6 protein-coding genes and 5 pseudogenes are annotated in these 14014 nt (G+C 58.2%); 10 read left to right on the forward strand and 1 reads right to left on the reverse strand.

Translation table 11 applies throughout. The annotated features are described in order from the left end of the window. The first annotated feature begins 34 nt into the window (after positions 1–34). From MUN79_RS13320 to ftsZ, 10 genes and pseudogenes are all read left to right on the forward strand, one after another. On the forward strand, positions 35–1522 hold the full coding sequence (locus tag MUN79_RS13320; RefSeq protein ID WP_375378226.1) for a UDP-N-acetylmuramoyl-L-alanyl-D-glutamate--2,6-diaminopimelate ligase: 1488 nt from the start codon (positions 35–37) through the stop codon (positions 1520–1522). Positions 1523–1662: 140 nt separating this feature from the next. Then, on the forward strand, positions 1663–2883 hold the full coding sequence (mraY, locus tag MUN79_RS13325) for a phospho-N-acetylmuramoyl-pentapeptide-transferase (protein ID WP_244678098.1): 1221 nt from the start codon (positions 1663–1665) through the stop codon (positions 2881–2883). 94 nt (positions 2884–2977) lie between these two features. Continuing rightward, on the forward strand, positions 2978–4345 hold the full coding sequence (murD, locus tag MUN79_RS13330) for a UDP-N-acetylmuramoyl-L-alanine--D-glutamate ligase (RefSeq protein ID WP_244678099.1): 1368 nt from the start codon (positions 2978–2980) through the stop codon (positions 4343–4345). A gap of 80 nt (positions 4346–4425) precedes the next feature. Continuing rightward, positions 4426–5602, forward strand: a pseudogene (locus tag MUN79_RS13335) (FtsW/RodA/SpoVE family cell cycle protein). A gap of 104 nt (positions 5603–5706) precedes the next feature. Then, positions 5707–6843: an undecaprenyldiphospho-muramoylpentapeptide beta-N-acetylglucosaminyltransferase gene (gene murG, locus MUN79_RS13340; protein ID WP_244678100.1), complete on the forward strand. Its 1137-nt coding sequence runs from the start codon at positions 5707–5709 to the stop codon at positions 6841–6843. Continuing rightward, complete coding sequence (locus tag MUN79_RS30985; RefSeq protein WP_311136739.1) at positions 6840–7361, forward strand: Mur ligase domain-containing protein; 522 nt, start codon at positions 6840–6842, stop codon at positions 7359–7361. Before murG ends, MUN79_RS30985 begins: the two co-directional genes overlap by 4 nt. 38 nt (positions 7362–7399) lie before the next feature. Beyond that, positions 7400–8275: a Mur ligase family protein gene (locus MUN79_RS30990; RefSeq protein ID WP_311136740.1), complete on the forward strand. Its 876-nt coding sequence runs from the start codon at positions 7400–7402 to the stop codon at positions 8273–8275. Continuing rightward, positions 8259–9022: pseudogene (locus MUN79_RS13350) on the forward strand (cell division protein FtsQ/DivIB). The gene MUN79_RS30990 and the pseudogene MUN79_RS13350 overlap by 17 nt, the downstream one beginning before the upstream one ends. A gap of 87 nt (positions 9023–9109) precedes the next feature. Further along, positions 9110–10473: pseudogene (gene ftsA, locus MUN79_RS13355) on the forward strand (cell division protein FtsA). A 116-nt stretch (positions 10474–10589) separates the two neighbouring features. Beyond that, positions 10590–12082, forward strand: a pseudogene (ftsZ, locus tag MUN79_RS13360) (cell division protein FtsZ). A 421-nt stretch (positions 12083–12503) separates the two neighbouring features. On the opposite strand, the pseudogene MUN79_RS13365 reads toward ftsZ, so the two are convergent. Further along, positions 12504–13611 (reverse strand): annotated as a pseudogene (locus MUN79_RS13365) (cytochrome-c peroxidase). Positions 13612–14014 lie beyond the last annotated feature (403 nt).

Raw genomic sequence — 14014 nt, forward strand, 5'->3', positions numbered from 1 at the left:
CCCGAAAAAGCGGTTTGTTAGCCGCCCTCCTCGTTTGAATACTGCCGATAACTTAGCTGTTCCTCTTTCTTCGTTGCTGACGGACCTCACGGTGCGGGCTCAGGTGGGCCCCAACGACCCGCCGGTGCTCAGCCTCACGCTGGATTCCCGCCAGGCCCAGCCGGGCGCGGTGTTCTTTGCCTTGCGCGGCGCCCAGACCGACGGGCACCAGTTTATTGCCAAAGCCGTAGAGCTGGGCGCGTCTGTGGTGGTGTGTCAAGAAGTGCCCACCGAAACTGTGGCCTCCACGACCTACGTGCAGGTAGCTGACAGTGCCGAGGCCATGGCCTACATGGCGGCCGCTTTCTACGGGCACCCGTCGCGGCAGCTCAAGCTGGTGGGCGTAACGGGCACCAACGGCAAAACCACCTGCGCCACGGTGCTGCACAAGCTGTTTCGGGAGCTGGGCTACCACGTGGGCCTGCTCAGCACGGTGCAAAACCAGATTGACGAGCAGGTTATTCCCGCCACCCACACCACCCCCGACGCCATCCGCCTCAACGAGCTGCTGGCCCAGATGGTAAAGGCCGGCTGCACCCATTGCTTTATGGAAGTCAGCTCCCACGCTGTGGTGCAGCACCGCGTCACGGGCTTGCAGTTTGCCGGTGGCGTGTTTACCAACCTGACCCACGACCACCTCGACTACCACGGCACCTTCGACAACTATCTGAAGGCCAAAAAGGGCTTTTTCGACAGCCTGGGCAAAAAGGCCTTTGCCCTGACCAACGCCGACGACAAGCGCGGCCCAGTGATGCTGCAAAATACGGCGGCCCGCCGCGAAACCTACTCCTTGCGCGGTCCGGCAACCTACCGGGCGCGGCTGGTGGAAAATGCGGTGCATGGCCTCCACCTCGACGTAGACGGCCGCGACGTGCAGTTTCGCCTCATCGGGGTGTTCAACGCTTATAATATTCTGGCCGTGTATGGCGCGGCCGTGCTGCTGGGCGAGGAGCCCATGGAAGTGCTGACCGTGCTGTCGGGCCTGACTTCGGCACCCGGCCGCTTCGAGCCGATTCTGGCCGAGAAAACCCGCATTACCGGCATCGTGGACTACGCCCACACGCCCGACGCCCTGGAAAACGTGCTCGACACCATTGCCGACATTCGCCAGCCCAGCCAGCAGGTAATTACGGTGGTGGGCTGCGGCGGCAACCGCGACGCGGCCAAGCGGCCGATTATGGCCAATCTGGCCTGCAAGGGCTCCAGCCGCGTGGTGCTGACCTCGGATAACCCGCGCTTCGAAGACCCCAACGAGATTCTGCAGCAGATGCAGGCCGGCGTGCAGGTGGCCGATTTAGGCAAAGTCCTGACCATTGCCGACCGGCGCGAGGCCATCAAAACGGCCGTAGCCTTGGCCCAGCCCGGCGACATCGTGCTGGTAGCGGGCAAGGGCCACGAAAACTACCAGGAAATCAAGGGCGTCAAGAATGACTTCGACGACAAGAAAGTCCTGCAGGAAATGTTTGACTTGCTCGGAAAATAAAAATCAACGCCGCGCATTAGAGCTCTTTAACCGCCGATTACTAGAAAATCCGGACAAACGCAACAGTTGCCCAACCCCAAAAAAGCCAAACCTTTGCAGCTTGGAATAACCCCAACTGAGACCCGCTGACCCCCGCGCCAATGCTTTATTACCTGTTTACCTTTCTCGACAAGCACTACAACCTGCCAGGCGCGGGCGTTTTCCAGTTTATTTCGTTTCGAGCGGCCATGGCCGTTATTACTTCCCTCATCATTGCCCAACTCTTCGGTGCCCGTCTCATCCGGGTGCTGCAGAAAAAGCAGGTAGGCGAAAGTATCCGGGACCTGGGCCTGCAGGGGCAGATGGAAAAGAAGGGCACTCCCACCATGGGCGGCCTGATTATCCTGCTGGCCATCTTGGTGCCGGTGCTGCTGTTTGCCAAGCTCGACAATATATACATCGTGCTCATGCTGCTCAGTACCGTGTGGCTGGGCCTCATCGGTTTTCTGGACGACTATATTAAGGTGTTCCAGAAAAACAAGGAAGGCCTCAGTGGGCGCTTCAAGGTGCTGGGCCAGATTGGCCTGGGCATTACGGTGGGTTGGGTGCTGTTCTTCAGCAAAGACGTGACCGTGCGCCAGTACCTGCTGCCCAACGGTCAGCTCTCGGCCGTGGACGCTAGCACCGTGTACCAGGATGTGAAGCTGATGATTACCACCATTCCGTTTGCCAAAAACAACGAGCTCAACTACGGCAACCTGTTTGCCTACGCCGGCCCGTTCTTCAACGGCCTCTACAGCTTCCTCTACATCCCGATTGTGATTCTGATTATCACGGCGGTATCGAACGGGGCCAACATCACCGACGGCCTCGACGGGCTGGCGGCTGGTACGTCGGCTATTATCGGGGTGACGCTGGCCATTTTCGCCTTCGTGAGCGGCAATGCCCTGCTGGCCGACTACCTGGACATCATGTTCATTCCGAATTCCGGGGAGTTGGTAATCTTCTGTACGGCCTTTGTGGGAGCCTGCGTGGGCTTTTTGTGGTACAACAGCTACCCGGCCCAGGTTTTCATGGGCGACACCGGCTCCTTGGCCATCGGCGGCATCATTGCAGTGCTGGCTTTGATTGTGCGCAAAGAGCTGCTGATTCCGGTGCTCTGCGGCGTATTCCTGATTGAGAACCTGTCGGTGATGGTGCAGGTGGGCTGGTTTAAGTATACCAAGCGCAAGTACGGCGAAGGCCGCCGTCTGCTGCGCATGTCGCCGCTGCACCACCACTACCAGAAGCTGGGCTACCACGAGTCCAAAATCGTGTCGCGCTTCTGGATTATCGGCATCATGCTGGCCATTTTCACCCTCGTCACGCTCAAACTGCGCTAAACCTTAGAACTCAGAAGTCAGAGCTTAGAACCTAGACTTCTGGAACGGCACTCTTTCTATAATCTGAGTTCTAAGCTCTGACTTCTCACCTGCCATGTCTAAAAAAATCGTCATTCTCGGAGCTGCGGAAAGTGGAGTAGGGGCGGCGCTATTGGCCCAGGCCAAAGGCTTCGCCGTTTTCGTGTCCGACAAAAGCCCGATTCAGCCTATCTATAAGGAGAAGCTGACGGCAGCCGGTATCCGTTTCGAGGAAGGCACCCACACCCTGGACGAGATTCTGACGGCTGATGAGGTGGTAAAAAGCCCCGGTATCCCGGAAAAGGCGCCCGTCATTCAGGCCCTGCGCGAGAAGAAAATTCCGGTGATTTCCGAAATCGAGCTGGCCGGCCGCTACACCCGGGCCCACTGCATCTGCATTACCGGCACCAACGGCAAGACGACCACCACGCTGCTGACGTATCACCTACTCAAGGAAGCCGGGCTGAAAGTGGGGCTAGCTGGCAACGTGGGCTACAGCCTGGCCGAACAGGTTATTGCCGACGAGCACGACTATTACGTGGTGGAGCTCAGCAGCTTTCAGCTCGACGACACCTACGACTTCCGCGCCTGGGTGGCCGTGCTGCTCAACATCACCCCCGACCACCTCGACCGGTACGACTACTCCCTGGAAAAATACGCCCACGCCAAGCTGCGCATCACCCGCAACATGGACAGCAGCGGCTTTTTCATCTACAACGCCGACGACCCGGTCATTCAGCAGGAATTCACTTCGGTGTTCAGCCAAACCAACCTGCTGCCCTTCAGCCTGCACCACCGCCCCGACTACCAGCTGGCCGGTTACTATACCTCGGAAACCGAGCTGCACACCAATCTGGCCCCGGGGCTGAACGAGCAGCCCGAAGTCATCAGCACGGCCGGGTCCCCGCTCATCGGGCAGCACAACCGGCAAAACACCCTGGCCGCCGTGCTCTGCGCCCGGGTGGCGGGCCTGAATGAGCAGCAGATTGAAAGCGGCCTGGCCACTTTCCGCAATGCCGACCACCGCCTGCAGCTCGTGGGTGAAATAGGCGGCGTCCGGTTTATCAACGATTCCAAAGCTACCAACGTGGAAGCCGCCTGGTTTGCCCTCGACGGTATGCAGCAGCCCATCGTCTGGATTGCCGGCGGCACCGACAAAGGCAACGACTACACGAGTTTGCTGCCCCTGGCGAAGGAAAAGGTCAAAGCCCTGATCTGCCTGGGTCTCGACAACGAAAAGCTCAAAGCCAGCTTCGGCAATATTGTACCCCACGTGGAGGAAACCCAGAGCATGGTTGAGGCCGTGCGCCGCGGGGCTGCCCTGGCCGCGCCCGGCGACGTAGTGCTGCTCTCGCCCTGCTGCGCCTCCTTCGACCTGTTTAGAAACTACGAGGACCGCGGCCGGCAATTCGCCCAGGCGGTCAGTGAGATGGTGAAATTGTGAAAGGGTGAGTTTGTCGTTCTGACTGCTCCCGCTTCGTTGCCCACCACTTCACAATTTCACCACTTCACAATTTCACCATCATGGACCCGATCAAAACCTGGCTGCAGCGGAATCTGAAAGGCGACCCAATTCTGTGGGCTATTGTGATTCTGTTTTCGCTCATTAGCATTGCCGTGGTATATTCTGCCACCGGCACGCTGGCCTACAAGAAGATGAGCGGCAACACGGAGTACTTCCTGATCAAGCACACGGGCCTGATCTTCGTGGCCTGTTTTTCATGTGGTTGGCCCACCGCATCGACTACCGCTACTACTCGCGCCTGTCGCTCTACGCCCTGCTGATTTCGGTGCCCTGCTGCTGTTCACCTTCTTTATGGGCGGGGAAGTAAACGGGGCCTCGCGCTGGCTCACCATTCCGGTTATCAACCAAACCGTGCAGCCTTCCGACTTAGCCAAGCTAGCCCTGATTTCGCACCTGGCCAGCATGCTCAGCCGCCGGCAGCAGCACGTGCAAGATTTCAAAACAACCCTGCTGCCGGTAATGCTCTGGATTGGCGTTATCTGCGGCCTGATTATTCTCTCCAACGCCTCCACTGCCTTGCTGCTGTTTGCTACCTGCCTGCTGCTCATGTTCATTGGTCGGGTGCCTATCAAGCAGATGGCCGTCATGGTGGCCATTGGGGCCGTGGTGGGCGGTATTGGTTTGTCAACTGGTCAGCGCCTGCAAACGGTGAAGTCGCGCATCGAGAATTTCCTGGACGACACCAAGCCCGTGCCTTTCCAGCTGGAGCACAGCTACATTGCCATTGCCACGGGTGGCATCACCGGCAAAGGGCCGGGTCAGAGCACGGAGCGCAACATCCTGCCTCACCCGTATTCCGACTTTATCTACGCCGTCATCATCGAGGAATACGGCCTGGCCGGTGGGGCTTTCGTGCTGTTTCTCTACCTGGCCTTTCTCTACCGGGGGCTGAAGACGGTGATGAACAGCTACGGGGCCTTCGGAGGGCTGCTCTCCGCAGGCCTGGCGTTTAGCCTGGTCTTACAGGCCATGGTCAACATGGGCGTGGCCGTGGGGCTGGGCCCGATTACCGGCCTGCCGCTGCCTTTGCTGAGTATGGGCGGTACTTCCCTGATTTTCACCGGTATCAGCATCGGCATTATTCTGAGCGTAAGCCGTGGGGAGCGGGAAATCCGGCCCATGACCGGCGAGCCGGAAGACACTGTCCGTATCCCGAAGAAAACCGCCTACGCTTAGTGGTAAAATGGTGAGATAGTGAACTGGTGAGTTGTCGTTCAATACGCGCCATCAGAGCATTAAACTTACAATTTCATCAGTTCACCATTTCACCTTTCCCAAGAGTGCCCAAAACGACTTTATATAGCGCCTCTTCCCAGCCCCGGCCTTACCGCGTAATTATCAGCGGCGGGGGCACGGGTGGGCATATATTTCCGGCCGTGGCCATTGCCAATGAGCTGCGCCGCCGCCAGCCCGACGCCGAAATTCTGTTTGTGGGTGCCAATGGCCGCATGGAAATGACCCGCGTGCCCGAGGCCGGCTACCAGATTGTGGGCCTCGATATTGCCGGGTTGCAGCGCCGCCTGACGCCCCAGAACTTGCTGTTCCCGGTGAAAGTGTTCCGCTCGGTGCGCAAGGCTGGCAAGCTGCTGCAGGAGTTCAAGCCCGACGCCGTGGTGGGCGTGGGCGGCTATGCCTCGGCCCCGGTGCTACTGGCCGCCACTTCGCGCAACATTCCGGCCCTGATTCAGGAACAGAACTCCTACGCTGGTCTGGTCAACAAGCTGCTCAGCCGCCGCGTCAACAAGATCTGCGTGGCCTACGACGGGATGGAAAAGTTCTTTCCCGCCGACAAGCTCGTATTGACGGGCAACCCGGTGCGCACCGAAATTGCCAGCGGCAGCCGCGCCGAGGCCCTGCAGTTCTTTGGCCTCTCGCCCGAGAAAAAGACCCTGCTCGTCATTGGCGGCAGCCTGGGCGCCCGCACTCTGAACGAAGCCACCGCCGCTGCCCTCACCCGCCTGCAGGCCGCCGGGATACAACTGCTGTGGCAAACCGGCAAGCTCTACTACCCTAAAGCCGCTGAGCAAGCCACCCCGTTTGCCGCCGATAAGCTGCAGGCCCTCGAGTTCGTGCAGCGCATGGATTTGGCCTACGCCGCCGCCGATGTGGTTATCAGCCGGGCCGGCGCCCTGTCGGTGTCGGAGTTGTGCCTCACCGGCAAGCCCAGCATTCTGGTGCCCTCGCCCAACGTTGCCGAAGACCACCAAACTAAAAATGCCCTGGCCCTCGTCAACAAGGATGCCGCTCTACTCGTGTCGGACGCCGACGCGTCCGCGCAGCTCTACGACCAGGCTCTGGCCCTGCTCAATGACCCTGCGCGGCAGCAGCAGCTCCGCCGCAACGTAAGTCAGCTGGCTTACCCCAACGCTACCACGACCATTGTGGATGAACTCTTAGCCCTCATGGACCGCGCATGAATCCCGTAGCCGCATTTCCGAACGTCTATTTTCTGGGTATCGGCGGCATTGGTATGTCGGCCCTGGCCCGCTGGTTTCAGGCCAATGGCCACCGCGTAAGTGGCTACGACAAAACCGCAACGCCCCTGACCGAAGCCCTGGTTGCTGAGGGAATCAAGGTGCACTACGACGATGCCGTGGACAGCATTCCGGCCGAGGTGCGCGAAAACCGAGAGCAGACCTTGGTGGTCCTCACGCCCGCCATTCCCAAAGACCACCGGGAATGGGCCTGGCTGCGGGAGCAGGGCTACGATATTCGCAAACGTAGCCAAGTGCTGGGCGTGCTTACGGCGGGCCATTACACTATTGCCGTAGCCGGAACCCACGGCAAAACCACGACCAGCAGCATGGTGGCCCACTTGCTTCATCACGCTGGCGTGCCCTGCGCGGCCTTTCTGGGTGGTATTTCGGTTAACCTGGGCTCCAACCTGTTGCTGCCCCCACCAACAATGAGCAATCAGCCGCCAGCCTGCCGGTAGTAGTTGAGGCCGACGAGTACGACCGGAGCTTCCTGACTTTGCACCCCGACATTGCCATCGTCACCAGCACCGATGCCGACCACCTCGACATCTATGGCAACAAGGAGGCCCTGGTGGATTCGTTCCGGCAGTTTGTGGCCCAGATCAAACCCGGTGGCACGCTTATCCTCAACCACACCGCTGACCAGACTATTGCCGAAGCCGTAGCCGAAGGCGTGCGGGTGATTCGCTACGGCCTCTCACCCGAGCAGGGCCCGGAACTCTATGCTGACCAGATTACGGCCCAGGGGCACCGCTTCCGCTTCGACCTGCACGGTCCTCTCGGCGACGTGCAAAATCTGGAGCTGGCCGTGCCCGGCTACCACAACGTGGAAAACATGCTGGCCGCCTGCGTGGTTGCTCAACTACAACACGTGGGGGAAGAGCAGTTGAAAGAGGCCGTAGCAGCGTATCGGGGCGTAAAACGCCGGTTTGAGTTCATCGTCACCAAGGGTGAGAAGGTGTACGTCGACGACTATGCCCACCACCCCCGTGAAATAGATGCCTTCCTTCGTTCGTTACGGGCTCTGTACCCGGGCAAACGGCTGCGTGTTGTGTTCCAGCCCCACCTCTTCACCCGCACCCGCGACTTTGCGCCCGGTTTTGCCGAGAGCCTGAGTTTGGCCGATGAAGTCGTGATGCTCGACATTTACCCGGCCCGGGAGCTGCCGCTGGAAGGCGTTACTTCCGAATTGATTTTGTCCCAAATAACGGCTCCGCAAAAGTCGTTGCAAACCAAAGCCGAAGTCCTCGCTGCGGCCGAGTCAGACGATACTTTCGACGTATTAGCCACCGTCGGAGCTGGTGATATTGACCAGCTTGTTCCCCGGCTAAGGAATATTTTAGATATTCGCTGGAATGGAGCTGAAGCGTAAAGCCAACAACCTGATTTTTGCCACCGGGTGCCTTGTTCTGCTCTCGGCGCTGGCTGTGTTTGCCGGAGTTCGGCAAGCCAGCCGTCCCGTGAGCGAAGTCATCGTGACCATTGGCAACGAGTTTAACAATTACTTCATCAGTGAGCGGGAAGTAACGGCTTTGTTGACCCGTAACGGCAACCAGCACCTGATTGGCGCCCACCCCGACGATCTAGACCTTAAAGCCCTGGAAGCCCGCCTGAAAGCCCACAGCTTTGTGCGGGAAGCTCAAGTATACCGCGACCTGGCCGGCAATCTGCACGCCGACGTGCGCCAAAACCGTCCGATTGCCCGCCTCGTACACGCCGATACCCGGCAGGACAGCTACCTCGATGCGGAGGGCAAGAAACTGCCGTTGTCTTCGTTGTTTACAGCCCGCGTGGTACCCATTTCCCGGCTGGGTGGTGGGCCCCTCCAAGCTGGCTTTTTCCAAGATTCCACCGGGCGCCAATACCTCGAGTTTTTGCGCTATATTGATGAGCATCCGTTCTGGCGGGCGCAGGTAGCAGAGGTTTTTATTGGCCCTAATGGCAAGGTTTCCTTCACCCAGCAGGTGGGGATCAACGAATAGAATTTGGCTTTCCGGAGAATATTTCGGAAAAATTTGCGAAACTGATGGTATTTTACCGTCAAATTCCTCCGGTTTTGGGCTGGGACACGTACCACCGCGTCAACGTAGAGTTCAAAGACCAAATCATTTGTGAGTAACAAAATCTTGCTTAAACGCCCGGAAACGGCGTTTTTTGCATCAGAAATTCATAGCACCAACCGCACCCCACTCGTCCTTCCTTCCTCATGCAAAACGATAAGATTGTAGTCGGCCTCGACATTGGTACCACTAAAATTTGCGCCCTGGTAGGGCGCAAAAACGAGTTCGGCAAACTCGAAATCCTGGGCATGGGTAAGGCCGTGTCGGAAGGAGTGGTGCGCGGTATCGTGTCGAACATCGACAAGACGGTGGATGCTATCCGGAAAGCTATTCGGCAAGCCGAAGAACAGTCCGGAATCAATATTGGCGTCGTGAATGTGGGCATTGCCGGCCAACACATCAAGAGCCTGCAACATAACGGTAGCATCACCCGCAATTCCGCTGAAACTGAAATCACCGTAGACGATGTAAATCGTCTCACCAACGATATGTACCGCCTGGTGACCCCGCCCGGCTCCGAAATCATCCACGTAATGCCCAAGACTACAAGGTGGACTACGAGGAGGGCATCATGGACCCCGTGGGCATGTCGGGCGTGCGCCTGGAGGGCAACTTTCACATCATCACGGCTCAGAGCACGGCCATTAACAACATCAACAAGTGCGTTACCAAGGCCGGTCTGGAAATTGACAACCTGATCCTCGAGCCTCTGGCTTCGAGCATGTCGGTGCTGTCGGAAGAAGAGAAAGAGGCCGGTGTGGCCCTGATTGACATTGGGGGCGGCACTACCGACCTGGCCATCTTCAAGGACGGCATCATTCGTCACGCCGCAGTTCTGCCCTTCGGTGGCAACATTGTAACCAGCGACATCAAGCAGGGTTGCGCCGTAATGCAGAACCAGGCCGAGCAGCTCAAGGTGAAATTTGGCAAAGCCATTGCCGAGGAAGCTTCTGATTATGAAATCGTGAGCATCCCCGGCCTGCGCGACCGGGCTCCTAAGGAAATCAGCCTCAAGAACCTGGCCCACATCATCGAGGCCCGGATGGAGGAAATCATCGAACTGGTGTACGCCGAGATTCAGCGCACGGGCCACGGCGACAAGCTGGCGGCCGGCATCGTGCTGACCGGCGGTGGCTCCCAGCTTCAGAACCTGGTACAGCTCACCGAGTACGTCACAGGCCTGGATACCCGCATTGGTTACCCCAACGAGCATTTGGGTAAAAGCCGGATTGAAGCCGTGAAGTCGCCGATGTATGCTACCACCGTGGGCCTGGTACTAGCCGGCTACCGCTCAATTGATGAGCGGGTAAGCCGTTCGTACGAGGAAGAGGAGCAGCAATACCGTCCGGTGCCCGAGGTTCGGGCTGCCGCGCCAGTTGCTCCTCAGCCTGCTCCCGCCCCCCAACCTGCTCCGCCGAAGAAAACCTCGGGAGCTGGCAAGTTCTTCCAAGACATCATCAGCCGGACCAAAGGCCTGCTGATTGATGATTTCGACGACAAGCAGTACTAAATCATTTAACATTTAACAATTATCAGTTGACACTCCACCGGGCAGAATAGCTTGTGGATGCAGAGTAGTTGAGTGATAAATGATAAATGGTAACTGTTAATTGAAGCAGACCACTCATGTATAAATTTGATATTCCAGCGCAATCCAACTCCATCATCAAGGTGATTGGTGTCGGTGGGGCGGTTCCAATGCCGTGAACCACATGTTCAGCCAAGGCATTAAGGACGTGGAATTTGTGATTTGCAACACCGACAAACAGGCGCTGCACAGCAGCACCGTTCCCAATAAGCTGCAGATCGGTGTGGACCTGACCGAGGGCCTAGGAGCCGGCGCCAACCCCGAGCGGGGCAAGCAGGCGGCTATTGAGAGCCGGGAGCAAATCCGGGAGCTGCTCAGCAACGGAACCAAGATGGTGTTTATCACGGCCGGTATGGGTGGTGGTACGGGCACCGGCGCGGCTCCGGTTATTGCCAAAGTGGCCAAGGAACTGGGCATCCTGACTGTCGGGATAGTGACGGCACCTTTCCTCTTTGAGGGCAAGAAAAAGCGTCAGCAGGCCGAGCAGGGCATCAAGGAGCTCAGCGACAACTGCGACACGGTTCTGGTGATTCTTAACGATAAGCTGCGCGAAATCTTCGGCAACCTGCCCATCCGCTCTGCTTTCGCCAAGGCCGATAACGTGCTGAGTACGGCTGCCAAGTCGATTGCCGAAATCATTACCGTAACGAGCGAAGTCAACGTGGACTTTGAAGACGTGAAAACGGTGATGAAGGACTCGGGCGCCGCCGTAATGGGTAGCAGCATCACCGAGGGCGAGAACCGCGCCCAACGGGCCGCAGAGGAGGCCCTGGCTTCGCCGCTGCTCAACAACACCGATATTCACGGAGCGCAGAAAATCCTGCTCAGCATCATGTCGGGTGACCAAGCCGAGCTGGAAATGGATGAGCTGACCGAAATTACGGAGTACATTCAGCACAAAGCCGGACAGGACGCCGAGGTTATCTTTGGTCACGGCATCGACTCGACGCTGGGCCAGAGCATCCGCGTGACGGTTATTGCCACTGGTTTTGCCCGCGAGGCGCACAACATTACCACCGGCTACGCCGTGGAAAAGCCGGAGCCGGTGTCAGCTCCCATACCCGATCCGCAGATCAACATCTTCGACCGGGACCGGCAGGAAGCGCCCAGCGCACCGCTTGTGCCTTCCTTTAGTGCCCCGGCTCCCGTAGCGGCTGCCGTACCAGAGCCACCCAAGGTGACCTTCGACCTGGAAACTTCGCCCTATACGGGCTATGTGCCACCGGTTGCGGCGCCTTCTACCCCGGCTCCCGAGCCCGTGGTCATTCATCAGCCGGTCCCGGTGCAACAGCCAGTTCGGCCGTCATTGGATGCCCGGGCCGAAGAGCGTCGTCGGCGCCTGGAAGGCTTGAGCAATGGCCTGACTAACGATGCCATCAAGGATCAGCTCGAAACTCCGGCGTATCTGCGTCGGCAGGTGAAGCTGGAAAACGTGGTGCCTTCGAATGAGCGAAATATCTCCCGCTTCAACCTGTCGGATGATAACGAGCTGCTGGGCGACAACCGTTTCCTGCACGACAACGTGGACTAAGCAGATCTGCTGCCACCAACAAAAAAGCCCTCCGGTATTCCAGAGGGGCTTTTTTGTTGACGTATAGTTCGTAATTCAGTGCCGGCTACTCGGCTGCTATTGCCGTCGTAGAGGAGTCGGGGGCGGAAGCATGCGTGGGGTCCGCCGATTCCCGGTCGGGTGACAGAGTCCGGGAGGCCGTGGGGGATGAAGCTGTACAGGCCGAACAAAGGGCCAGCAGCGCAATAAGCAATTTGCTTTTCATGGGTTGGAAGAGAATGAATTGCCGGCGTGGCAATACTGATACTGCAGGCAGTACCCGGCGCTAATACGGTTTGGCCGTGAGGAAGTTCAGGAAAAGGAGCCCTTATAAGAAAGAAATGCTGCTCTGCATCAGCTGGTTAGCCGCAAGCTGCGGCTACTATAAACTCCAGAGCTGAAATCATGGCTTAAAGGGGTCCGAGAAACGCTTATCCTGAATAAAAGTGGAGTCGGTGAGCGTTAGCAGAAAGGCAATGACCTGCTTTTTCTGGGTGGCACTCAGGCTGAGCTGGGTGCCGTTGCGCTTGTTGGTGGCCGTGAGCAGGTTCAAATCCAGGTTGGGGCTGTCCTTGGCCACATGGTCGCTGTAGTGGTCCAGGACCTGCTCTAGCGTCTTGAAGCGTCCGTCGTGCATGTACGGGGCCGTCAGGGCAATATTGCGCAGGGTGGGGGCCCGCATCTTACCCCGGTCCGACTCCTGGCCAGTTATGATAAACCGGCCCGCATCCTTGGGCTGAGAATCCAGACCGTTGTTGAAGAAGCTGGCGGCGGCACCGCGGGTGTAGTCAGTGGATGAGAACAGCCGGTTGCCTTCGTTGTGGCAGTGCATACAATCGGCTCCGGCCACGGGAATGGTGGGGTCGGGGTGGTTGGAAAACAGAACTTTGCCGGCAATTTCCTGGCTGTTCAATTCCGTTTCGTTCCGCAGATACTTGTCGTACTTGGAATTAGCCGAAATCAGAGTCCGCTCGAATTGAGCCAACGCCTTCAGCACGTTTTCCTCGGTGATAGTGCGCGAACCAAACGCATTGCGAAACAGCGGAGGATAAAGCTCGGTTTGTTGCAGCTTGCTGACGCCGACCGCCAGACTCTGGTGCAGCTCCACAGGATTTTCGATAGGCGTCAGGGCCTGCGTCTCCAGGCTGGTGGCGGCTCCATCCCAGTTGAGCGCCGGCTCCCAGAGGATATTGGCTAGCGACATGGCCCCGCGGGTATGGGTGGCCCGTCCACCCCAATGCCAGCGCCCGGCCATCCGTAAAGGCCTTGCTCTGCTGGTGGCAGCTCCCGCACGACATTGTGTTGTTGCGCGAGAGTTTGGGTTCGTAAAACAGCATCCGGCCCAGGGCCACGCCTTCTTCCGTAAGCGGATTCGAGGCCGGAATTTTGACGTCCTGGGGAAACCCTTTCGGCAATACCAGCTGGTAGGGCGTAGTCACTACCGGCCCTTCGCCTTCGACCTCCGTTTCCGGCTTATTACAGGCCGTTAGCACACCTATAAAGACGCTCATGGCCAGCAGCCAGCAGCGTAAGCGAGTAGAAGTTAACACCCGAGGTACAGTAGCGTTGAGGAAAAGTCCAAGATATTGATTTCTAGCGTAACACCTGAGGCTCTTGGAATGGTTTCGGGCAGGTAAATTACCGGCTGAGGTACCTATACCAAGTGGGCTGCAGGGGCTTTATGTACCTTCGCCTCGTTTCACTCACTTCGATGTTTGCCGCATGCCCTTTCGGATGTTGACCCGCCTCTGGGCAGAGTACCGCGTGCTGCTGTGGTTCACCGGACGCTGGTTGCTCATTAGTGCGGCCATTGGGATTCTGGCTGGTACGGCGTCAGCGGGTTTTCTGGTGGCCCTGGACTGGGTAACAGCCTGGCGGGAAGCGCATCCCTGGATAATTGCCGGACTGCCGGTG

The sequence above is a fragment of the Hymenobacter cellulosilyticus genome (assembly GCF_022919215.1).
Classification (GTDB): Bacteria; Bacteroidota; Bacteroidia; order Cytophagales; family Hymenobacteraceae; genus Hymenobacter; species Hymenobacter cellulosilyticus.

Excerpts from the sequence above, each read along its gene's own strand:
- mraY (WP_244678098.1), top strand. The coding sequence starts at position 1,663 with ATGCTTTATTACCTGTTTACCTTTCTCGACAAGCACTACAACCTGCCA.
- murD (WP_244678099.1), top strand. The coding sequence starts at position 2,978 with ATGTCTAAAAAAATCGTCATTCTCGGAGCTGCGGAAAGTGGAGTAGGG.
- MUN79_RS30985 (WP_311136739.1), top strand. The coding sequence starts at position 6,840 with ATGAATCCCGTAGCCGCATTTCCGAACGTCTATTTTCTGGGTATCGGC.